Origin of the sequence: Acuticoccus kalidii, assembly GCF_021556395.1 — a bacterium.
GTDB classification, from domain to species: Bacteria; Pseudomonadota; Alphaproteobacteria; order Rhizobiales; family Amorphaceae; genus Acuticoccus; species Acuticoccus kalidii.
Genome location: NZ_JAKGCS010000010.1, coordinates 210431 through 234333, shown reverse-complemented (window position 1 = coordinate 234333; position 23903 = coordinate 210431). Strand labels below are relative to the sequence as shown.

Genomic DNA, 23903 nt, shown 5'->3' with positions numbered 1-23903 from the left:
CAACGGCGACAGTAGACTTTAATGCAATGCGCTTCACCGTGGCCTTCCCTTGTCTTCCCGCTGTGTTCCCGGCGTCTTCGTTGCAATCTGATCTTCCCCATACCTTTGCGTGTTGCCTTTTGCACAGACCTGCGCTGTGAGAATTGGACGCGCGGCGAATCACCGACTATCGCGGGGCGACATCGAACCTTGTTGCCTGGACGGCCTCGCCCCCACGCCGGCACGCCGACTCCATCGCGGCTCTGCGTGACGAAAGCGATCGGGAGAACACGGCCTCATGTATGAAACGGTGACCGTCCTCGCCTTGATCGTGCTCGTCTATGGCGCGAGCGCCAATGCGGTCGAACGCACCCCCTTCGCCGGAGCGGTCCTCTTCGCTGTGATCGGATTGATGCTCGGCCAATATGGTTTCGGCCTCCTCGAGGTCGGGATCGAGGCGGAGGATCTGCGGATCCTCGCCGAGCTCGCGCTCGCCCTCGTCCTCTTCACCGATGCCTCGAACACCGACATGACGGAGCTGCGGAAGATCCGCTCCCTGCCGCAGCGCCTCCTCCTCGGCGGCTTGCCGCTGACGATCGGGCTCGGCTTCCTCGCCGGGTGGGTTCTGTTTCCAGGCGCGGGCCTTGCCGAGATCGCCGTGCTGGCAATCGCGCTCAGTCCGACGGACGCCGCCCTCGGCAAGGCGGTCGTCACCAATCCGGCCGTCCCCAACCGGATCCGCACCGCGCTCAATGTCGAGAGCGGGCTCAATGATGGGATCTGCGTGCCCTTCTTCCTCGTCGCCCTCGCCATCGCGACCGATTCGATCGGCGATCGCGGGGTCGGCCTCTTCGCCCTTCAGGTGGCGGCGCGCGAGATCGGGCTCGGCATCGGCATCGGGCTGATCTTCAGCATCCTTGCGGTGCGTGCGATCGGGGCAGCCTCGGCACGCGGCTGGATTTCGGTGAGCTGGCGTCAGGTGCTGGTGCCGGCGCTCGCACTCGCCTGTTTCGGTTCCGCCCAACAGATCGGGGGCAGCGGATTCATCGCCTGCTTCGTCGCCGGCCTCGCCTTCGGCGCCCTCGAGGGACGGCACAGGGAGCCCCTCATCGAGGCGGCCGAAGGGCTGGGAGATACGCTCGCCCTCGCGCTCTGGGTGCTCTTCGGCGCCGCGGCGATCGGGCCGGTTCTCTCGGACCTGCGCGTCGAGGTCGTCGTCTACGCGATCCTCAGCCTCACCGTCGTGCGGATGCTGCCGGTCTGGCTCAGCCTCTCCGGCACCGACCTCGGGACGCGGGAGAAGCTCTTCGTCGGCTGGTTCGGTCCGCGCGGGCTGGCGAGCATCGTCTTCGCCGTCATGGCGATCGACGCCGTGACGCAGTCGGCGACACTGATCAATCAGGTCGCCGTGGTGACGATCGGCCTCAGCGTCCTCTGTCACGGCGCGACGGCGACACCGCTCGCCCGCTGGCTCGCCGGCCACGAGCCCAAACCGGGCTGACACCTCTGTCTCAACTGCGACGCGCGACGAAAATGGCTAGCATGACGCGCCACCAACCTCATCGATGGATGACATGATCCTTCTCGGCCTTGCCGTGATCGCCGGCTGCACCGTGATCTATAGCGCCTTGTTCTCCGTGTTCTTCCGCCTCTTCCATTGGGCGCACGGACGGGTTCATGGCCGCAAGACCTTCCTGCACGACACCGCGTTCGTGAGCGTGGTCGTCGCCTGCCTCCTCCTCGGCAATCTCCTTCAAGTGCTCGTCTGGGGCATCGTCTTCGTTCTCATCGGCGCCTTCGACACGCTGGAGCTCGCCTATTATTTCGCGCTGACGAGCTTCACGACCGTCGGCTATGGCAACGTCGTCCTGACGGGGCCGCACGCGATTTTGGGGCCGCTCGCGGCGGCGCACGGGGTTCTGATGCTGGGATTGTCGACCAGCATCCTCTTCTGGGTGATCAGCACGCTCCTCCACCCCCTCGCCGAGCGCTATGCCCGCCTCTATGGCGAGACCGACGAAGACGGGCGGCAACAGACCACCCCCTGAACGCGCCGGAGGGGGACCGGCGCGCCTGGCAGCAAGGCGCGTTCGGCCCATATCAAGGGAGTTATCGCGCGAACGGTCGGAGGAGATCACATGATCGATCAACCCGGCGCCCCGTTGCGTCACCGCGTCGTCGTCGTCGGCGGCGGCTTTGGTGGGCACGCCGCCGTCATCGGCCTCGCGAAGGCGGAGGTCGACGTTACCCTCGTCGACCAGCGCAATCACCACATCTTCCAGCCGCTCCTCTACCAGGCGGCGACGGCCTCGCTCGCGCCGTCGGAGATCGCCTGGCCGCTGCGCCACATCCTGCGGCACCAGAAGAACGCGACGACACGCCTCGACACCGTGATCGGGGTCGACGTGCCCGCACGCGAGGTGCGCCTCGAGAGCGGCGCGCGCCTGCCCTACGACACGCTCGTCCTCGCGACCGGCGCCCGGCACGCTTATTTCGGACACGACGAATGGGAGCCGTTCGCGCCCGGCCTCAAGACGATCGAGGACGCGACGGAAATTCGCGGCCGCATCCTTCTCGCCTTCGAGAAGGCCGAACTCGCGAGCGATCCGGCCGAGCGCGCCGCGTGGCTCACTTTCGTGGTCGTCGGCGGTGGGCCGACCGGGGTGGAGCTCGCCGGTACGATCGCCGAGATGGCGCGCGATACGCTGCCCGCGGAGTTTCGCTTCATCGAGACTTCGCGCGCCCGCGTGATCCTCGCCGAGGCCGGCCCGCGCATCCTCCAAGGCTATGACGCGGACCTATCCGCCTACGCCGCCCGTTCGCTCGAAACATTGGGCGCCGAGGTGATCCTCGATTCGCCGGTGACGCATTGCGATGCCGAGGGCGTGCGGCTCGCCGACAGGCACCTTCCGGCCCGCACGGTCATCTGGGCGGCGGGCGTGCGGGCATCACCCGCCGCCGGTTGGCTCGGTGTCGAGGCCGACCGGGCCGGGCGGATCGCGGTGGCGGCGGATCTCACCGTGCCCGGCCATCCCGATATCTTCGCGGTGGGCGACACCGTCACCCTCTCGGATTCCGACGGAACGCCCGTTCCCGGCATCGCCCCGGCCGCCAAACAGGAAGGCCACTATGTGGCGGGCCTCATCAAGGCGCGCCTTGCCGGCGAACCGGCCCCTCCGCCGTTCCGCTACAGACATGCCGGCAGCCTCGCGCAGATCGGGCGGCGCAGCGCGATCGCCGATTTCGGACGCATCAAGCTGCGCGGGGCGATCGCCTGGTGGCTGTGGGGCATCGTCCACATCTACTTCTTGATCGGCCTGCCCTCGCGCCTTCGCGTCGCGCTCAACTGGTTCTGGATCCACACGCGCGATCTGCGCCTTGCCCGCCTCATCACCGGCGACCCGCACGAGGCGATCGAACGCGCCCGCGCCGAAACGCCGGAGGTCGAGAAACGGGACGCGGCCTGAGCCGCGCCCCCGCTGGGATCAGCCGAACTCGGCCCGAACCCTCGCGGCGCCATCGACAAGAGCGGCGAGCTTGGCGAGCCCGAGCTCGCGCGGGACATATTTCAGCCCGCAATCCGGCGCCGCGATGATCTGCTTCGGCGTGATGTGCTGGGCGGCGGTGCGCAGCGTCGCGGCGACCTCGTCGGCGCTCTCGGCATCTTTGCGGGCAAGGTCCAGCGTGCCGATGAGGAAGCTCTTCTTCATCCCGTCGATGATGGAAAGGTCGAGCTTCGGCTGGGCGACCTCGATCGAGATTTCGTCGGCCGCACAGTCCTCGAGTTCGCGGAGGAACGCGTACCCCGCCGGCTTGTCCTCGACGATATAGGCGTAGCCGAAACACATGTGGATCGCGGTCCGGCCCTTCACCCCTTCGAGCGCGCGGTTGATCGCCTTCACGGCGAACTGCTTCGCCTTCTCGGGATTGGCCTGCATATAGGGTTCGTCGAGCTGGACGATGTCGATCCCGGCGGCGAAGACGTCGGCGACCTCCTCGCGGATCACGTCCGCATAAGCCATCGCGAGCGCTTCCTCGTCGTCATAATATTCGTTGTTGGCCTGCATCGTCATGGTGAACGGGCCGGGCAGCGTCATCTTGGTGAGGCGCTTGGTGGCCTTGCGCAGAAATGCCGCGTCGCGCGCCATCACCTTCTCGCGGCGGGCGATCGGGCCGGTGACGCGCGGCACTTCGATGGTGCGGCCCGTCCGGTCGGTGCGCGTGCCAGGAACGAGAAGGTCGACACCATCGAGCGCGGTCGCAAGGTGGTTGGAATAGCTCTCGCGGCGGATCTCGCCGTCGGTCACGATGTCGAGGCCGACGTCTTCCTGATCCTGCACGGCGGCGAGCGTCGCCGCGTCCTGCGCTTCGACGAGATCGGCCTCGTCGACCTTCCAGAGCGACATGTCGCGAACGCGGGGCGGCGTCTTACCCCGCAGCTTGCTGTGATCGACGAGCCAAGCCGGTTGCGGGTAGCTTCCGACGAGAGTGGTCGGGAAAAGCTTATCGTACATCTGGTCGCTCCTTGGACTCTTGGTGTTGCGCACGAGGGATCACCTTGCGGCGCGCGATGGCGCGCCGGCTCGGCCGTCCTCGCGATGGAAATGCCGCTAGGCCGCGGCGTTCACGTATTGCCGTACCGGGCCGACGATTTCGCCGCGCCGCATCGGGACGACATCCGGTGGTAGGTCTTGAACGAAGGTCGCACCCTCGTCGGCGGCGCGGGCGATGAAGGCGTCGAGATGCGCCATCGCCCCGGTCGGCAGATCGTGGAGCACGAGCGCCGTCCAATCGTTTTCGCGGCACGCATCGAGCGCGCGATCGACCCAGGTATCGGGATAGGCCCAATCCCCCGGCACCGCGTTCCACAGGACGAGCGTGTAACGCTCGCGCTGGAGAAATTCGAAGGCGGGCCCGTCGAGCAGGCTGTCGCCGAGATTGCCGCCGCCGCCGAACGGGCGGAACAACTTGTCGGGATGGGCAAGGTCGCCGATCAGCGCCTCGGTGCGGGCGATCTCACGGGTCGAGATGTCCGGCTGGGACGACAGTCCGAGCGGGACGAGATGGTTGAAGGTGTGGTTGCCGATCCAGTGCCCCTCCCCGTGCGCCCGCTCACACGCCGCACGGCGCGCCGGATCGCGCAGCTTGTCGCCGAGCACGAAGAAGGTGGCGAGGAGGCCGCGCGCCTTGAGCACGGAAAGCACCTCGGGCGTCACCTCGGGGTCTGGGCCGTTGTCGAAGGTCAGTGTGATCTTCATGGGTCAACCTCCGTTGCCGCCGGTCAGGCGAACGACGCCCCGTCGCCCGTCCCTTGGCCGCTGCGCTGCCAACCTGCGGTGCGGCGTTCCACAAACTGGACGATCGCGTCGAAGGCGATGGCGAGAAAGAGGACGAGAAGGATCGCGGCGAACACGTTCTCGCTGTCGAGGAGCGTGCGGTAGCGCGAAATGAGGAAGCCGATCCCCGCCGACGAGGTCAGCATTTCGGCGACGACGACGCCCACGATCACGAGCGCGCCGCCGATACGCAGCGCGGCGAGCACCGTCGGAATGGTCGCCGGGACATAGACGCGCAGGATCTGCTGGCGCCGGTTCGCGCCCATACTGGCGGCGACCGTCACGAGGTGGTGGTCGATCGTCTGAACGCCGGCGGCGGTGCCGAGAAGGGTCGGCAAGAGACCGTAGACGCTCGCGAACACGATCTTCGATTCCGAGCCGATCCCGAACCAGGCGGTGAACAGCGGATAGAGCACAACCAACGGCACCGCAAAGAGGCTCGAGGCGAGCGGCAGCATGAGGCGCCGCATCACGCCCGACGCTCCGATGACGAGGCCGAGGAGCACGCCGCCCCCGCACGCGAAAATGAGCGCGATCAGGACTTCGTTGAGCGTGACGAGGAGGTTCGCGAAATACTCCGCCTTGTCCTGCCACAGGGCGAGGAGCGAGCCGGACAATGTCGGCAGGAACAGTGTCGGAACGACACCGGCGCGCGGCAAGGCCTCCCACAGGACCAGAAGGACGAGGAGGAGCAGCCAGCGTACGTGGGCGGGCGTCATGCGCATATCAGTGCCTGATCTGCTGCCAGATCCGCTCGCGCAGCTCGACGAAGCGGGGGCTCGACATAACCTCGAACGTGCGCGGCCGCGGCAGGTCCACCTCGATCCGATCGATGATCCGGCCGGGACGGGCAGACATCACAAGCACCTCGTCGGAGAGGTAGAGCGCTTCGCTGAGACTGTGCGTGACGAACAGGATCGTCTTGTGCGTCTCGTCCCAGATCCGCAGGAGCTCGTCGCCCATCGAAAAGCGGGTCTGCTCGTCGAGCGCGGCGAACGGCTCGTCCATCATCAGGATCTGCGGATCCTGGACGAGGCCGCGCGCGATCGAGACGCGCTGCTTCATGCCGCCCGACAGCTCGTGCGGCAGCCGTTCGGCGAAATCCTTGAGGCCGACGAGTTCGAGCGCATGCAGCGCCTTCTCGGTACGGACCTTCTGCGGCACGCCGCGCAAGGAGAGCGGAAACTCCACATTCTTGCGGGCCGACAGCCACGGAAAGAGGCTCGCCTCCTGGAAGACGACGCCGATCCGCTCGGGATCCGGCTTCTTGACCGGTGCGCCGCCGCACAGGATTTCCCCGCTCGTCGGATGGCGCAGACCGGCGAGCATCATCAGGAGCGAGGACTTGCCGCAGCCCGACGGGCCGACGATCGAGACGAAGCGTCCCTTCGCGACGGAAAAGTCGATGTCTTGGAGGGCGAGCGTGCCCTCACCGCTCTCGGCGCCGTAGGTGTGGCTGAGGGATGAGACGGCAACGGTGCCGTCGGTGGCAGCCGGCATTCTCAACCCCTCCAATGCTCTAGGCGCAGCTCGAGAGCACGAATGGTCTCGTTGAACACGATGGACAGTCCGGAAATCAGGATGATGGCGGCAAGCAGCTGATCAAGCTGGAAGCTCATGCCCCAGGTGCCGATCAGATTGCCGAGACCACGCCGCGAGGCATACATCTCGGCCAGCAGAATGCCGGTGAAGTTGAAGATCATGGCGAGCCGCACCGCTTCGAGGAGAACCGGCGTCATGCTCGGCAGATAGACGCGGAGGACGACCTGCATCGTCGACGCGCCATAGGAGCGGGCGACGCGCAGGTGCTCTTCCTTCACCGAGGCGATCGCCGCGAAGGCCGTCATCATCACGATGAAGATCGTGGAGAAGACGCCGAAGGCGACCTTCTGGGTGAGGCCGATCCCGAAGGCGAGGATGAACATCGGCAGGAAGATCGATTTCGGGATCGAGAAGATGAAGAAGACGAGCGGCTTGAAGACCTCGCTCGCGAAGCGATTCTCGGCGATCAGAATGCCGAGAATCGCCCCCGCGGGCACCGCGATCAGGAACGCCAGAAGCGTCTGAAACAGCGTCGTTCCGAGATGCGGGTAAAAGCTCGCCGAGCCGAGCAGGCCGATGAGCGCTGCGATCACGTCCGACAAGGGCGGCAGGAGCCGTTCGTTCATGAGCCCGACGCGCGGTGCGATTTCCCACAATGCGAAGAATGCGAGGATGATCGCGAGGCGCGCGAACCAGATGGAGCGAAATCGCAGCATGGCGTGGTTCAGTTCTTCGGCGCCGGGGTGAAGGCGTCGGTGAAGATGTCGGCGGCCGGGGCGAGATCGGAGAAACCGGCGGCGCGGGCGAACTCGAGCGCCGTTTCCGCGCCCTCGAGGGTCATCACGCCATCACGCGAGGCCATCTTGATGACGTTCTCGTACTCTTCCTTGGCGATCTCTTCCGGGATGCCGTTGATCTCGGCGACGAGGGCGATCCCCTCTTCCGGATTGTCCTGGAGGTAGGCGAGGCCTTCATAAAGGGCGTTCACCGTCTTTTGGATCAGCTCCGGATTGTCGGCGATCATGGCGTCGGTCGCAGCCCAGCCGGCATTGAGGTGGGCGGGCATCTGGGCGCCGAAATCGAAGATCGACACGCCGTCGCCGTCCTTGATCACCTGATAGCTGAGCGGAGAATAGATCACCGCCGCGTCGACATTGCCGGTGAGGAGGTTCGGCACGAGGCCGCCACCGCCGAGCGGAATGGTGTTGAATTCGACGCCCGCCTTGCTCTTCGCCCATTTGGCGAGCGCATCCGACAGCGAGCCGGCGGAGGTGATGCCGACGGTCTTGCCGTCGAGATCCTCGAGCGTCTTCAGGTCAGAATCGGTCGGCACGATGAGCTGCCAGCCGAAATTGTTGTCACCGGATTCGCCGATGATCTTGGAGTTGACGCCGCGCGGACGACCGCTCGCGACGGCGTTCGGCGCGGTGCTCACCACATCGGCAGCTCCCGCGGCCATCGCGGTGAAGGCCTCGGCGCCGCTCTGATAGACCGTGAGCGTCGCGTCGACACCCTGCTTTTCAAAAAGACCCTGCCGAAGGGCCGCCTCGGCGATCACCGAGGGATACCAGGTCTTGGTGGCGAGACCGATCTCGACCGAATCCTGCGCGGCGGCCCCTTGCGCGGCGAACGCGACGAAGGCGATGCCGAGCGCGCCGGCGGTGGCGCGTCGAATCTTCGCGAAACGATGGAACGTCATTTTAGCCCCTCCCGAAGGCTTCATTTGGCTCGGCGTCTCAGTGCGCCATTCTACAGAAGCGCGCCACGTTCGCCCGGCGACCATGACGGGCACCTGGAGCATCACTGCCGACGCCGCTCTCCTGATGGGCGCGACGGTACGGCCCCCTCAAACTATTGACAATGACCGAAAGGATAGAAATTCTTTTTCCTATTCGTGAACGATCGGAAGCGTCCAATGGCACGTGTCGGCGGCCAGCCACTCGATTCGGTGAGTATTGCTTCACTGCGCAGTTATATTGCGGTCGTGGAGGCCAAGAGCTTCTCCGTCGCCGCGCGTCAGTTGCGTCTCGCGACCTCGACGGTGAGCAAGCATGTCGTCGGGTTGGAACGCGATCTCGGCTATCCGCTCATCTACCGCAACACCCGCCGCGCCAATGTGACCGAGGCGGGGGAGCGCTTCTATCAACGGTGCAAATCGATCCTCTTCGAGCTCGACGAGGCCGTCTCGCGGGGGGACACACCCGCAGCGCCGATGGACGGACATTTGCGCATCACCGTCCCCCCGTCTTTCGCGACGGCCGTCTTGTCGCCGATGCTTCCCACGCTCCTCGGCGATCATCCCGGCCTCAGCGTCGACCTCATCGTGACGAGCGCCCTGCCCGACTTCATCCGCGAGCGGATCGACCTTGCCATTCTCCTGCGCGAGACGCTGCCGACGAAGTTCCCCTCGCGCCGGCTCTGTGCGAACCCGCGCGTCTTTTGCGCCTCGCCCGGCTATCTCGACGCGCACGGCGTGCCGCAGACGCCGGAGGATCTCGCCGCCCATCGCTGCATCGTCAGCCTGATTTCCGGCGAGGTGGATCCGTGGATGATCCGGCAGAAGGGCATCGTCAAACCAATGCCGATGAGCGGCCAGCTCGCCTCCGACAACGGCAACCTTTTAAAGTTGTCGTGCCTGTCGGGCTGCGGGATCGGCAACTTCTATCGCTTCCACGTCTATAAGGAGCTCGCGTCCGGGGCGCTGGTGGAGATCTTGCCGGACTATCAGTGCCAGACGAACAACATCTATGCGGTGCTGCCCCACCGTCAGCTCGTTCCCCCGCGCACCCAGGCCTTTCTGGAACATATCGCCGATCGCATCGGCTCCCCGCCCTTCTGGCTCGCCGGATAGGCGGCAAACGACCCGGAATTCGGCCCCCTCAAATGAGGATCATTGCAACGCCGCGCCGGCTGCCTCATAAACTTTGCGTATTCTTTTCATAATTTTAGGCTGCACGAGGCCTGTCTCGTGTGGCTGATTGTGGGGCTCACGTGGTTTCTCTCGCGGCACTCGACGGCACCAACGGCGTACTTTTGACGGGACATGCCGATTTCGCCGCCCAATCGCTCGCCGGCCTCGGCGACGTCAACGGCGACGGGATCGACGACTTTTCCATCACCTACAAATACAATCAGTCGGACCGAAACGGGCTCGATTTGGGCTTTGTCGTTTATGGCAAGGATGGCGGGTTCGGTTCGACGCTCGACCTCAGATCGCTTTCCCTCTCCGAAGCCATTGTCTTCGACGGGTGGGAGACCCTCTACATTTCAGCCGCCGGCGACGTGAACGGTGACGGCATCGCCGACATCCTGGCCTCACCCGCTCGCCAGCATAAGCGCCTATGCGAGCGGGATGGCTTATTTGGTGCCGGGGTCTAGCGACGGGTATCCGTCGGAGATCAATCTCCTCATAGACGATCCGCCCGCCTACATTTTCAGGCTCCTCGGCGGCAAATACGACTATACCGGACTCGGCCTCTCCCCCGCCGGCGACTTCGACGGCGACGGGCTCGACGATGTCCTCATCGGAACCCCGAGCGGTGGGATGAACGAGGGGTATCATGGTTATGTCGACCTCGTTTACGGGACGCGCGACAGCTTCCCCCAGGGTCTGAAATTCGGCGAGTTCGACGGGAGCAACGGCTTCACGAGCGCAGGGGTCGACGACAGCCACTTTCTGGGATCCATCCTCTCCGGCGGCCGAGACGTCAACGGCGACGGGTTCGACGACATCCTCATGACGACGCCGCGCGGCCGGTCGCCCGACGGTTCGTACCATGGGGTCACTCACGTTGTTTTCGGCAGCGACGCCCCCTTCCCCGCCGATTTCGACCTTCGGACGCTCGACGGCACGAACGGTTTCTCCGCCTTCGGCGCCACCGACACCGGCGCGTTGCTCGGCGACGTCAATGGTGACGGGATCGACGACATGATCGTCGGCACGCCCGGCAACCGGTTGTTGGAAATCCCGGAGACGGGACGGGCCTTCGTCATCTATGGCTCGACGGACGGATTCCCCGCACGCTTCAACGTCGAGGATGTCGACGGGACGAACGGCTTCATGATCGATGGTTTCGCCGCGCCCGATACGCCACTCAACGAAAGCTCTCCGCCCGAACTCAACGTCGCCTCCGCCGGGGACTTCAACGGCGACGGCCTCGACGACATCATCATCGGGGCGCCGAGCACGGCGATCAACGGCCGCAATAGCGGCGCGGCCTACGTGATTTTCGGCACCGATGGCGGCTTCCCCGCGGTCTTCGATATTTCCGAGATCGACGGGATCAACGGCATCGTCCTCGAAGGCCCGAGCGAAGGCGCCACGACAGGCGCCATGGTCACCTCCGCCGGTGACGTCAACGGCGACGGCTTCGACGACATTTTGATCAGCAATGCGGCCCCGACGTGGTCAACGAGCAAGCGCGACGGCGGAGTCTATCTCGTCTACGGCGCCGCCTCCTTCCCCTCCGAGGTGACCCCCGTCATCACCGACCAGACCTTCGCCTTCGACGAGAACGAGGCGGCCGGATATGTGATCGGCACGGTCTCCGCGTCGGACAATCGCGGCATCAGCGGATACGAAATCGTCGACGGCAACGAGGAGGGCATTTTCGCGATCGACCCGGAAACCGGCGCAATCACCCTCACCGAGACGGGTGCCGCCTCCCCCGCCAATGATTTCGAGCGGCTGCCCAACCACTTCACGCTCACGGTCAAGGTCACCGACACCGACGGCAACACCGGCACGACCGCCATCGAGATCGACGTCACCGACATCCTCGATCAGCTCGCCGGCGGCAACGGCGACGACCGGATCCGCGGCGACTGGAGCATGGACGAGATCCGCCCCGGCCGGGGCGACGACACCGTGAAGGCCGGCAACGGCGACGATTTCGTCGATGGCGGCCGCGGCGATGACAAGCTCTTCGGCAACAAAGGCGACGACACCCTCCTCGGCGGGGATGGCGACGACCTCGTCAATGGCGGCAGCGGCAACGATCTCATCGAAGGCGGCGACGGGCGCGACAGGCTGCGCGGCAGTCTCGGCAACGATACGTTGGACGGCGGCGACGGAGCCGACGCCCTCTTCGGCTTCAAAGGTGACGACGTCCTCCTCGGCGGAGCGGACGACGATCTCCTCAATGGCGGCGCGGGCAACGACACGATGGATGGCGGAACCGGCGACGACACCGTGCGGGCCGGATTCGGCAACGATGAGGCCCTTGGTGGAACCGGCGACGACCTCCTTCTCGGCTTCAAAGGCGACGATACGCTCGATGGCGGCAAAGGCGACGACCTCCTGAAGGGCGGCGCCGGGCACGACCTCATGTTGGGCGGTGTTGGCGATGACCGACTCGAAGGCAGCTTCGGCGACGACACCCTCGATGGCGGGCGCGGCGACGATCTCCTCTTCGGCGGCATCGGCGCCGACACGTTCCGCTTCAAGGGCCCGTTCGGCGACGATCGGATCGTCGACTATGACGTAAAGGCCGACAGCCTCGTGTTCGACGGCATCAGCGCCGACGATGTGACGATCCAGAATCTCGACGGCGTCGCGATCGTCGAGGTCGCGGGCGGCGGATCGGTCCGCATCGCGAACATGCACGGCCCCATCGCCCTCGATATCGGCGACCTCACCTTCGTTTGAGCGCCAAGCCGGCCGGATCGCGCAAGCGCCCCGGCCGGCTCATCCCGTCCCCCTCAGCGCATCCGTTCGAGGTAACGCCGATCGAGGGGGGAGATCAGCCGCACCAGCGCCACAGGACGATGCCGTCGATCAGTGCCGCGGCCGTCAAAGGCGCCGCGTTGAAGACGATCCCTCCGCGGTACGCGCCGCCGGCTCATCGCCGGGATCGCCAGAGCCCCGTCCGGCGGCCGGCCTCTTCCGGCCCCAATCTCGTCGGCGCGGGCGGGGATGGTTACCCGCCTCCGTCCGCTGGTGCTGACCTCAGAAGAGGAAATCGTCGCTGGTGAGGGCGGTGACAGAGACCCCCGTCAGCGTGATCGTGTCGCCATCGATCGTCACGACCGCATCGCCGTCGCCGTTTGCAGCGAGGTCGAGGGCGTCGAAATCGTCGATCCCGTGCGCCCGCAGATCGATGAGATCGAGACCCGACTCGAATTTCACGATTCGATCGTTGCCGAACGTCTCACCGAACAGGAAGACGTCGGCGCCCTGGCCGCCGATCAGGACATCGTCACCGGCGCCGCCATCGAGCGTATCATCGCCGGCGCGGCCGATGAGAACGTCGTCACCGCCGTCCCCGAAGAGCTTGTCGTCGCCGGCACCACCGCGCAGGCTGTCCGCCCCGTTGCCGCCGAACAGCACGTCGTCGCCGCTCTGGCCGACGAGGGTGTCGTTCCCCTCGCCGCCCTTCAAGGTGTCATGGCCCGTGCCGCCGATCAGAAGATCGTGGCCGCCCTGGCCTGAGAGATAGTCGTCGTCGCCGCCACCGCGGATGAGATCGTCACCATCGCCGCCGCCGATCGTGTCGTCTCCGGCATTGCCATAGAGCGTATCGTTGCCGCCGCCGCCGGATATACGATCGTCGCCGCCCTGTCCGGCAACCGCATCCGCACCGGCACCACCGTCGAGAACGTCATTCCCCGTGCCGCCACGCATGACATCATCGCCCGGACCGCCGCGCAGCGTGTCGTTGCCGGAGCCGCCGGTCAGCACATCGTCGCCGACACCGCCCGAAAGAACATCGTCGCCGTCATTGCCGATCAGCGAATCGTCGCCCGCGCCACCGACGAGGAGGTCGGAGCCGCCATGCCCGCCGACAAAGTCGTCGCCCGCGCCGGCATGCACCTTTTCGTTGGCGTCGCTCCCGATGATGCGGTCGTCGCCGCTCGTGGCGGGAAGACGAAGCCGGTCACTCTCTCCCTCACCCTCGCCGGGCGTTCCATCGCCACCGTCGCTGTCTCCACCGTCATCGCCGTCGCCGCCGTCGCTATCACCGCCGTCATCGCCGTCGCCGTTGTCGCCGTCGCCACCATCACCGCCGCCGGTGTCTTCCTCCACGTCGAGGACACGGATCGTCGTATCGAGCGTGGTCGTCGCGCCGTCCGGATCGGACGCCTCGATGGTGATCGCGAGCGAGGCGGCCGTCTCAAAATCGAGCGCACCCGCAACACGGAGCTCGTCGCCGACGATGGCGAAGGCGCCGCCGGGATTACGGGTGAGCGTATAGGTGAGCGGATCGCCATCCGGATCGGTCGCGGAAAGGCGGCCGACCACCGTGCCGACGGCCGCATCCTCGGCGATGCGTGCACGCGACAGCGTCAGCCCTTCGGGCGCACCGTTCTCGCCGGAGCCGGTGTCGCCGGTCAGGTCCACCGTGCCATCGGAGAATGCGAGCGTCTCGACATTGCGCAGGATATTCACCCCGTCGCGGCCGTTCTGACTGTCGGTGACGGTGGTCGACCCGTCCGCGTTCTGCACGATCCGATATTGGGCCTCGGCGCCCGAGAATTTGGCGGTGTCGTCGCCGTCTCCGCCATCGATCGTGTCGCGTCCGCCGAGGCCGGCGAGATTGTCGTCGCCCGCGCCCCCTTCGATGAGGTCGTTCTGGTCGGTCGCCTCGAAGACGTCGTCACCGGGGGAGCCGATAAAGTGCTGCGCGGTCTCGTCGAGCTGATCGAGGAAGAGCTGGAGGCGCGCCGGATCAGCGTCCGCCCCGTACATGAACGCGACCGCGAAATTGTGCACCGCGCCGGTCGCCTCCACCTGCTCAACCGGCTCCTTGGCGTTCTCGAGGGTCAGACCGGTGATCGTCATGATCGGATCGCCGCTCGTGAAGTGCCCGTCGGAATCGAATTGGGCGTCCGTGAACGTTCCGAACTCGATCGAATTGATCTCGCCCCAGACGGTGTGCGTGCCGAAAACATATTCGAGCTGGCCGGACGCGAGGACGTAGGGCATCGTCCCGCTATCGCCGTAATAGAGCAGCATCTCTTGGCCGGCGAAGGAGCTGCTGCCGTCAAAGGTCGGGTAGCCGACGGATGAGTATCCCTCAAGGAATTCGCCGCGGATAAAGGCGTCGAAATCCATCGCTTCGGCGTTGGAGGCGTCAATCGTAATCATATCGGAATCCAATTCAGGTGCGTCCGAAACGGCGATGTCGAAGGTGCGCGTGACGGTGTGTCCGCCGGCGTCGCTGGCTTCGACGATGATTTGGTGGGTTGCGGTGGTTTCGAAATCGAGCGGGCCGTTCACCACGAGGCTCGTGGCGCCCTCCATTTCGGAGAGGGAAAACCGACCGCCCGCGTCGTCGACGAGGCGGTAGCTGACGGCCCCGCCCTCGGGGTCGGTGGCCGACAGCGTGCCGACGACGGTGCCATGCGCCGCGCTCTCGGCGACCTTGGCGCTCGAAAGGCGGGGTGCGGTCGGCGCCTCGTCCACATCGCCGACCGCGATCGTGAACGCACGGGAGATCGTGGTTCCGTCGCCATCCTCGACGGCGACGACGATCTCGTGTTTCGCGGCGCTCTCATGATCGAGCTTGCCCGCGACGCGCAGCTCGTCGCCGACGATACGGAAGAGCCCGCCCGCATTCTCGGAGAGGCTATAAGTCAGGCCATCGCCGTCCGGATCCGTCGCCGACAACGTCCCGACGACCGTACCGCGCGCGACATTCTCCGCCACAGAGGTCGAGGAGAGAGCGAGATCGGCCGGCGCGCCAGTCTCCCCCTCTTCCTCGATATCGTTGACCCGGATGGTGAAGGTCTTGTCCGTCCGGTTGCCGGCGCCGTCCATGACGCGAACCGTTATGCTGTGCCGATCGGCGCTCTCATAATCGAGTGCACCGGCGACGCGCAGCTCGTTGCCGACGATCCGAAAGAGCCCATCCGCATCGTCGGTGAGGGCGTAGGTGAGCGGATCTCCGTCCGGATCGTCGGCCGAGAGCACGCCGACCACGGCGCCGACCGCCGCATCCTCGTCGATCGCCCGTTTAGAGAGCGCGAGATCGACCGGCGCACCATTTGCCGACGGCGTGTCGATGGTCTGATCGTCGAACGCGAGGCGCTCGATCCCGGTCAGCCAATCCGTACCGTCGGGACCCGTGACGGTCACACCGTCCGCCGCCGCCTCGATCGTATAGGCGGCGCGGTTCCCGGAGAAGACGGCCGTATCCAAGCCGGCCCCGCCCTCGATCGTGTCGTCGCCGCCCTCGCCGGTCAGACGGTCGTTGCCGGCACCGCCTTCGATCCGATCATTCATGCTCGTGGCGGCGAAGATATCGGCGCCGGGTGAGCCGATATAATGCTGCGCGTCGCCATCGAGCTGCTGGACGAAGAGCGCCCGCCGGCCCGCTTCGGCTGACGGGCCGCTCATATAGGCGACGGTGAAATTATGGACCTGCCCGCTCGCCTCGACCTCGGCTTCGGGCGAGAGGCCGTTCTGGAAGGCGAGCCCGGTGATCCGCAGATCCGCATCGCCGCCCACGAAGGAGCCGCTGCCGTCGAAGCTGCCGCTGCCGCGCGTGCCGAACTCGATCGTGTCGATCGAGCCCCAGACGGTATGCGTGCCGAAATTATATTCGAGCTGCCCGTGCGCCGTCACATAGGGCGAGGTCGACGACGATCCGTAGGAGATCATCATCTCCGCGCCGGAAAAGGCGGCGCTGTTGTCGAAGACGGGAAATCCCGCCGATCCGACTCCCGACAGGAAGCCTGTGGTCAAAAATTCTTCGAATGCCATCGAAGACGCGCCGGACGCGTCGATCGTGATCATGGTCTATCCTCGTTGAAGCGCCTCGGGAGCGAGGAGCGTCCGCAGGCTTCTGTGCGTGTGCGGATCGCTCGCGCGTTCAGGGCGGTAGGCCCGGCCGGGCCCACCGCATCGCCGTCCGAAATCAGACGAACTCGACGTCGCTTTCCTGGATGAAGAACAGGAAGGTGTTCTCGAGCGTCAGCGTGTTCGCCTCGTCGACGCGAACGACGACGTCGAACCCGACCTGTTGCGCCGCACCCTGGAAGGCCGCGTAGTCGGCGAAGATGTCGGTCGAGAAGCGGAGCGTGTTGTCGCCGAGGAGGAAGTCCTCGATCACGTCGTGCCCGAAGTCCGCCTCGAACACGAACGTGTCCGACCCGAACCCGCCCGACAGGGTGTCGTCCTGCGTACCGCCCACGAGGGTGTCGTCGCCGAACCCACCGAAGAGGAGGTCCCTGCCCTTCCCGCCGACGAGGCTGTCGTCACCGAAGCCGCCGCGCAGATCGTCCGCTCCGACGCCCCCATCGAGGCTGTCATCGCCGAGACCGCCGAAGATCACGTCGGTGCCTTCGCCGCCGGAGATGCTGTCATCGCCGGCACCGCCGAACAGGAAGTCCCGCGCGCTGCCACCATCGATGGTGTCGTCGCCCGCGCCGCCGAAGAGGATGTCGATCCCGCCATTGCCGTTCATGCGGTCGTCGCCGCCCGAACCGATCAGGAAGTCGAAGCCGGAGGAGCCTTCATAGTCCTCGCCCTCCTCGTTGACGTCGAGGACGTCGATCGTAACGTCGAGCGTCGTCATCGCCTCCGCATCGTCCATCGCCCCGATCGTGAGCGACACTTCCGAGAGCGTCTCATAATCGATCTCCGCCGCGAGCCGCAGCTCGTTGCCAACAATCTCGAAATAGCCGCCAGGGTTGTCGAGGAGCGTATAGGTGATCGGATCGCCGTCCGGGTCGGTGGCCGAGAGAAGGCCGACCACCGTTCCGATCGCCGCATCCTCCGAGATCTCGTTCGCCGAAAGAACGAGGTCGGTCGGCGCCGCGTTGGGGGTCGGCGTGTCGATCGTCCCATCGGCGAAGCGCAGCTCTTCGATATTGGCGAGGGTGTCGGTCCCATCGCGGTCGGCGACGAGATCGGCGACCGTCGTCGTGCCGTCGTCATTGAGGGTGATCTCGTACTCGGCGCGGGCGCCGGCATAGACCGCAACATCCGACCCGTCCCCGCCATCGAGGACATCATCGCCGCCATTGCCCGTGATCGTGTCGTCGAAGAGCGTGCCGGTGTAGGTGTCCGCCGCCGCCGAACCGCGGAAATCCTGCGCATAGGAGGCAAGCGTCGCCTTCACGAACGCGATGTCGCCCGGGCTCGATCCCTCGAGGCCATACATCCACGCCTGAGCGACGAGCTGCGTCTCGCCGACAATGCGGTTCATCAGGCTCGAATCGTTCTGAAGATCGAGGCCGGTGATGGTGATTTCCGGGTCGTCGAGCTCGGGAACACCGTCGACCGTGGACCCGTTGCCGAAGGCCATCTCCGAAATCGAGCCGGACACGACATGCGCATCCTCGCCGCTGATCGGATCGACCCAATTGTAGACGAGGTCCGCCCCCTTCAGTGAGACATACGATCCGTCACGCGTGTTCGCATAGAGGAACTCCGACGACGGCGTTTCGGGCGACCAACCCGAACCGACCGGCAGGAAGCCCGGCAGCCCGGGAACGACGTTGGCGAACGCCTCGTCGAGATAGGTGCCCCAATCGATCCCGCCATTGGCGGTGGCGAGCGCCGTATCCGCGTCGATGGTGATCGTACCGCGTGCCGTAAGGTTCTCGTCCGTCGCCTCCGGTGCGTCGAGCACATGGACCTTGAAGGTCTTCTCGTGGGAAACGCCGCCGGCATCGGTCGCCTTGATCGTGACGTCGTGAAGATCCGCCGTCTCGTGATCGAGGTCGCCATTGACGGTCAGGTAATAATATTGCGTCCCGCTGGCCTCGCCGAGGCTGACGGAGAACAGCCCATCGGCATCGTCGGTGAGCTCGACCGTTTCCGGCACGAAGCTCGAATCGAACTGGTAGACGAAGCCGATCTTGGTGCCGACCGGCGCGCTCTCCATGATCGATGTATAGTCCTTCCCGGTCGGGGCCGAGGAGAGCTTGAACGGATCGTCGCCGGCCGTGATCTCGATCGTCTCGACGCTCTCGTTGCCGTGGCTGTCCGTCGCCTTCACGACGAGGTCGTAGACGCCGCCGGAGGATTCGTGGTCGAGCGGGTTCTTCAGCACCACGCTAACCGAGCCGTCCTCTCCGGTCTTGAGGGCGAACTTGGCCCCATTGTCGCCCTCGCCTTCGACGAGCGACCATGTGATCGCATCGCCCTCGGGGTCGATTGCCGAGAGGACGCCGACGACCGACCCGCTTCGCGCCGATTCCAGGATCTGCGTGTTCGACAGGGTGATGTCGGTCGGCGCGCCATTGGCCGGCTCGCCGGACAGCGCGACCGCCTCGTCGGCGAACGCGGCGAACTCGACATTCGTCAGCGTATCGGTGCCGTCATTCTCCCCTTCGGTGCGGTTGTCGGCGACCGTCCAGCTTCCGTCACCGTTCGCGGTGATCGTGTAGTCGGCCTTGTTGCCGCGATAGATGGCGGTGTCCTCGCCGTCCCCGCCGTCGATCGTGTCATCGCCGCCGAGGCCGGTCAGCGTATCGTCGCCGCCACCCGCTTCGATCAGGTCGCCATGATCGGACGCGGCGAACACGTCGGCCCCGGCAGCACCGATATAATGCTGGGCGTAGAGATCGAGCTGGTCGAGGAAGAGCTGGAGCCGGTTCGGATCGGCGCTCGCACCGTACATATAACCGACGGAGAAGTTGTGCACCGGGCCGACGAGCTCGGCGACCGCCTCCGGCCCTTGCGCGTTCGCAAAGTCGAGGCCGGTGATCTCGAGTTGCGTGTTTCCGTTGAGGAGATAGCCGTTCGCGTCGTAGGTCGCGTCTCCGCGCGTTCCGAACTCGATGCGCTCGATCTCGCCCCAGACGGTGTGCGTGCCGAAGAAATATTCGATCTGGCCGTGGGCGAGGACATAGGGCGCATCGGCGCCTTCCCCGAAGGACATGACCATCTCTTCGCCGCTGAACTCGGCGGAATTGTCGAACACCGGGAAGCCGCCGGAGGTGGATCCGCCCAGGAACCCGCCGGTGAGGAACGCATCGAAGTCCATCGCCTCGGAGCCGGTGGCATCGATGGTGATCATCGCGGCCGGCTCTTCGGGAACGTCGGCGACGCCGATATCGAAGGTCGCTTCGACGATGTTGCCCCCTTCGTCCTCGACCTCGACCGTCACCGTGTGGAGCGGCGTCGTCTCATGATCGAGCGCACCGGCAACCACGATGCGGCTGCCATCGGCATCGCTCTCGATGGCGAAGAGGCCGCCCGCATCGTCCTTGAGGCGGTAGGTGAGCGCGCCGCCCTCCGGATCGGTCGCGTCGAGCGTGCCGACCGTGTCACCGATGTCGGCGTCCTCGAAGACGAAGTTCGCGGAAAGGGCGAGCCCCGTCGGCGGATTGTCGACGCTCTCATCGACGTCGGTAACGGCGATCGTGAAGGTTTCTTCCGAGGAATGACCCGAGGCGTCCGTCGCCTTGATGGTGATCTCGTGGGAGGACGCGCTTTCGTAGTCGAGTGGTGCGGCCAACACGAGCTGATAGCCGCTCGCGTCTGCCGCGCCGATGGCGAACCGGCCGCCCGCATCGTTGGTGATCTCGTAGCTGACCGCCTCGCCCTCCTCGTCCTGCGCCGTGATGATGGCGACGACGGTGCCGACATCGGCGTCCTCGGCGATGGTCGAGGTGCTGAGAGTGAGGTTCTTCGGCGGCTCGTTGACGTTCTCGAGGGCGATCGTGAACGTCTCGTCGACACTGTTGCCGTTGGTGTCGGTCGCCCGGATCGTCACCTGCTGGTCGCCGACGACATCAGCGTCGAGCTGCGTGTCGAGGCGCAGCTCGTTGCCGACGATGACGAACGCATCGCCGTCGACGATCGTGAAGGTGAGAGCATCGCCATCGGGGTCGGTCGCCGACAGCATGCCGACGACGGTGCCCGCGGGATCCGTCTCGGCGATCGCATGGTCGCCGGACAAAGTGAGATCGACCGGCGGCGACCGGACCATGACGCGCAGATGCGCCGTCGCGACGCCGTTTTGCGCGCCGCTCCCGTCGTCGACGGTGACCTCGAGGTGCGTGCGCACACCGTCCGCAATCGTCGCCGTCAGGGCCTCCGACGCGATGAAGGCGTTGATTTCGCTGAGCGAGCCGGAGAGGCTCAGGCTCGCCGTGCCGTCCCCCTCCACGGTGACACCCGCGCCGGCCGTCGCCGACAGCGTGCCGCGCGGCAGGTCGAAGGTGACCGTGACATCGTCGCCATCGACGTCGCTGACGGTGATGCCGGTGATCGCCGTGGCGCTGCCCGGCGTCAGATTGACCGAGCCGGCCGCGTTGCGCAGGACCGTGATCGTGTCCGAGGAATAGCCCGCGAGGACGAAGCTCCGCGCCCCGTCGATATCGGCGGGGACGATATTCCAGGGCGAGTCGGTCGCGTCCGCGCCGACGATGTCCGTCTCGGCAAACGTCCCCTCGCCGTCGTTCGTAAACAGCGTGACCTTGTCGCCGACATAGGCGGTGACGAGAAGGTCCGGGTCGCCATCGCCGTCGACATCCTCGAAGACCAGGCTTTCCGGCCCGTCGGGCGTGCCGATGACCGTGCCGCCGTCGAAGGTCTCGTCGCCATTATTCTTGAAGAGAACGAGCCGGTCGCCGGTATATTCCGAAGCGACGATATCGAGATCCCCATCGCCGTCGACATCGGCGACCGCGGTGCCCCGCGGGCCGTCGACCGAGGCGATCGCGACACCTTCGGCGAACCCTTCGCCGGTGTTCTCGAAATAATGGAGCGTGTCGTCGACATAGCCGGAGGCGATGATGTCGGCACGGCCATCCTGGTTGAGGTCGACGACATTGAGGCGGGTCGGCCCGTCGACGGTGCCGAGAACCTCGCCCTCGGCGAAGGTGCCGTCGCCGTTATTGTCGTAGACGACGACAGTGTCATCGTTGTAGCCGGCGGCCACGATGTCGAGATCGCCGTCGCCATCGAAATCCGCGAGTGCGATGTCGCGCGGCCCGTCGATCGTGCCGATCTGATTTTCCGTCAGATTGCCGTTCCCGTCATTCGTGAAGACGGTGATGCTGTCGCCGCTATAGCTCGCACCGACGATGTCGATATCACCGTCACCGTCGAAATCGGCGGCTTCGAGGTCGATGGGCGCGGCAAAGCCGGAGGCGAGCGTGTCGGCCCCAGCAAATCGGCCCTCTTCGTTCTCGAACCAGACGATGGTGCCGTCGGAATAGGCGCTCGCGAGGATGTCCTCGTCGCCGTCTCCGTCGAAATCGACCACGGCGACGCCGCGCGGCCCGTCGATGCCGGTGAGATTCTGCGCCGTGTACCAGCCGGCGTCACCGGACCCGACGGCGATGGCCGGCGCGGCGTTCTCGCCACCCGGCTCGAGTGTGACGACGGTGTCGGCGAATTGCACGAACTCGACGCCCGTCAGCGTATCGACGCCGTCATTTTCGCTGCCGGTCCGGTTGTCGGTGACGGTCCAGCCATCGCCGGTCTCGGTCAGCGTATAGTCGGCTTCGTTCCCGCGATAGACGACGGTGTCGTTGCCGTCGCCGCCCTCGACCGTGTCGTCGAACCCGGTGCTCGCATAGGTGTCGTCATAGGCCGAGCCGATGAAATGCTGGGAGTAGGAATCGAGCTGGTCGGCGTAGAGGTCGAGACGGCTCGCCTCATAATTGCGCCCATACATGTGGCCGACCGAGAAATTATGGACGGCCCCGTTCGCTTCGATTTCGGCCTCTTCGGCGGCATCAGCCGGCTGCGCGTTGGTGAAGTCGAGCCCGGTGATCCGCAGCGCGACATCGCCGCCCGTGAACGCGCCGTCGGTGTCGAAATCTCCCGCGCCGCGTGTTCCATACTCGATTGTATTGATTTCGCCCCAAACGGTGTGGGTCGTGAAGTAATAAGCAAGATTTCCATGGGCCAAGACGTAAGGCGCCGTCGCGCCGGTCCCGAAGCCGAGGAACATTTCGTCCCCCTCGAAGGCGCCGCCATTGTCGAACACCGGCATACCGCCGCCGGCATTGGCGTCGAGCGTGTCGAGAAATCCACCACGCAGGAATGTTTCAAGATCCATTCCCACGCCCGATGTGGACGCGTCTATTGTTATCGTGCTCATGGGTGTTCCGTTGAAGGCTTTGACTTCTGCGGTGAAGCCAGAAAAACGATGCGATCCTCAAAGAGATGTCGCTGGGTTTGAAGACGGATTATTCAAGCAAAGCGTCGACCGTGCACCAAACAGGTGCATGAATACTAATTCGCACTCGGAAAACACACGCGACACCGGCACGTGCGACGCAAAGCCGAACGGTTATTGAATCGGTTTCGAACGGTGCGTGATCACGGCGGCGATGTCCCAATACAACCTGACGACGACCATCGTTCGGAAAACCATCGCAGACGTCAAAGAAAACGAAACGATGATTTCATCGAAATGTGGCCATGCCTGTCGTGTCGCAGAGAGATAACATCGAGTCAATACGATTCGTCTCGTGCGCATTCATCAGAAACACGTGCCATTCTTACACTCTATATTGATTCAATACGTAGAGATCGAACAACAACTATTCAAATGTTCTCTCGATTGCGCTCGTTCTTATTATGATTATAAACGGGGGCGGCGCGGGCTCGGATGGGACGAAATCCAAGACGCGGCGACCGTCGCCCCAATCGGGCGCATCGTCGCCGGTGCACGGGGTGCTCTGCCCCCTGACGGCGCGCGCCGGCCGCCGCGACATTTCGAATGATGCTGACTTGAAGGCTGCCGACGGACGCCGCGTCCGGTTCGCCCGCGCCGCAAGATTGGATTTCTACAACGTCAAAACCAGCCGCCACCCGGCCGCCGTCGGACGTCGAAAACGCCGATTCTATCGGATGGTGGCAATTTGACGCGAACCACAGTCAGGCGCTCGAACGGCGCGGAATGGGGCGGGAGCGTGGTCAAATGCGACCCGCAGCGCGAAAAACATCGTCGAGTAGATCGTTTGCTTCATTCGTCAGGCCCCAAGCCGGAGCGGCAATCGGGGCGCAGAATGTCTGCCGATACCCCGAATTTGCGTTGCCGCGATGCCGGAAGGCAACGCAATCGGCGCACCGCCATGTGGCGCGCCAAAACAGTCACATCTCTGCCATTATGCGCTGTGGCGCGATCACGATCC

At 65.2% G+C, this 23903-nt stretch carries 14 protein-coding genes; 6 read left to right on the top strand and 8 right to left on the bottom strand.

Going from position 1 to position 23903, the window contains the following annotated elements; genetic code table 11:
* The first annotated feature begins 277 nt into the window (after positions 1–277).
* The 3 genes from L1787_RS07095 (at position 278) to L1787_RS07085 (ending at position 3446) form a co-directional block, all read left to right on the top strand.
* The gene (locus L1787_RS07095) at positions 278–1480 is read left to right on the top strand and encodes a cation:proton antiporter (protein ID WP_235707988.1); all 1203 of its coding nucleotides are present in this window, start codon (positions 278–280) and stop codon (positions 1478–1480) included.
* Between the two features lie 64 nt (positions 1481–1544).
* The gene (locus tag L1787_RS07090; protein ID WP_235707987.1) at positions 1545–2027 is read left to right on the top strand and encodes an ion channel; all 483 of its coding nucleotides are present in this window, start codon (positions 1545–1547) and stop codon (positions 2025–2027) included.
* A 90-nt stretch (positions 2028–2117) separates the two neighbouring features.
* Positions 2118–3446, top strand: coding sequence for an NAD(P)/FAD-dependent oxidoreductase (locus L1787_RS07085; RefSeq protein WP_235707986.1), 1329 nt, complete (start codon positions 2118–2120; stop codon positions 3444–3446).
* Positions 3447–3464: 18 nt separating this feature from the next.
* Here L1787_RS07085 and L1787_RS07080 read toward each other — a convergent pair whose 3' ends face one another.
* The 6 genes from L1787_RS07080 to L1787_RS07055 form a co-directional block, all read right to left on the bottom strand.
* The gene (locus L1787_RS07080; protein WP_235707985.1) at positions 3465–4493 is read right to left on the bottom strand and encodes a 5-methyltetrahydropteroyltriglutamate--homocysteine methyltransferase; all 1029 of its coding nucleotides are present in this window, start codon (positions 4491–4493) and stop codon (positions 3465–3467) included.
* A gap of 96 nt (positions 4494–4589) precedes the next feature.
* Positions 4590–5237, bottom strand: a complete 648-nt coding sequence (locus L1787_RS07075; RefSeq protein ID WP_235707984.1) for a polysaccharide deacetylase family protein — start codon at positions 5235–5237, stop codon at positions 4590–4592.
* Positions 5238–5260: 23 nt separating this feature from the next.
* Positions 5261–6034: an ABC transporter permease gene (locus L1787_RS07070; RefSeq protein WP_235707983.1), complete on the bottom strand. Its 774-nt coding sequence runs from the start codon at positions 6032–6034 to the stop codon at positions 5261–5263.
* Positions 6035–6041: 7 nt separating this feature from the next.
* Entirely contained in the window at positions 6042–6815 is a 774-nt protein-coding gene (locus tag L1787_RS07065; protein WP_235707982.1) for an ABC transporter ATP-binding protein, read from the bottom strand.
* Between the two features lie 2 nt (positions 6816–6817).
* Positions 6818–7573: an ABC transporter permease gene (locus L1787_RS07060; RefSeq protein ID WP_235707981.1), complete on the bottom strand. Its 756-nt coding sequence runs from the start codon at positions 7571–7573 to the stop codon at positions 6818–6820.
* 8 nt (positions 7574–7581) lie between these two features.
* Positions 7582–8556, bottom strand: coding sequence for an ABC transporter substrate-binding protein (locus L1787_RS07055; RefSeq protein WP_235707980.1), 975 nt, complete (start codon positions 8554–8556; stop codon positions 7582–7584).
* Between the two features lie 216 nt (positions 8557–8772).
* On the opposite strand from L1787_RS07055, the gene L1787_RS07050 reads away from it, so the two are divergent.
* From L1787_RS07050 to L1787_RS07040, 3 genes are all read left to right on the top strand, one after another.
* A complete protein-coding gene (locus tag L1787_RS07050) occupies positions 8773–9708 on the top strand; it encodes a LysR family transcriptional regulator (protein WP_235707979.1) in 936 nt (311 codons plus the stop codon).
* 140 nt (positions 9709–9848) lie between these two features.
* Positions 9849–10235: a hypothetical protein gene (locus L1787_RS07045; protein ID WP_235707978.1), complete on the top strand. Its 387-nt coding sequence runs from the start codon at positions 9849–9851 to the stop codon at positions 10233–10235.
* Positions 10222–12504: a cadherin domain-containing protein gene (locus L1787_RS07040; RefSeq protein ID WP_235707977.1), complete on the top strand. Its 2283-nt coding sequence runs from the start codon at positions 10222–10224 to the stop codon at positions 12502–12504. The genes L1787_RS07045 and L1787_RS07040 overlap by 14 nt, the downstream gene beginning before the upstream one ends.
* A 300-nt stretch (positions 12505–12804) precedes the next feature.
* Here the strand turns inward: L1787_RS07040 and L1787_RS25650 are convergent, their stop codons facing one another.
* Entirely contained in the window at positions 12805–16593 is a 3789-nt protein-coding gene (locus L1787_RS25650; RefSeq protein ID WP_304523956.1) for a cadherin domain-containing protein, read from the bottom strand.
* Between the two features lie 121 nt (positions 16594–16714).
* On the bottom strand, positions 16715–22822 hold the full coding sequence (locus L1787_RS07020) for an FG-GAP-like repeat-containing protein (RefSeq protein WP_235707976.1): 6108 nt from the start codon (positions 22820–22822) through the stop codon (positions 16715–16717).
* Positions 22823–23903: the final 1081 nt, after the last annotated feature.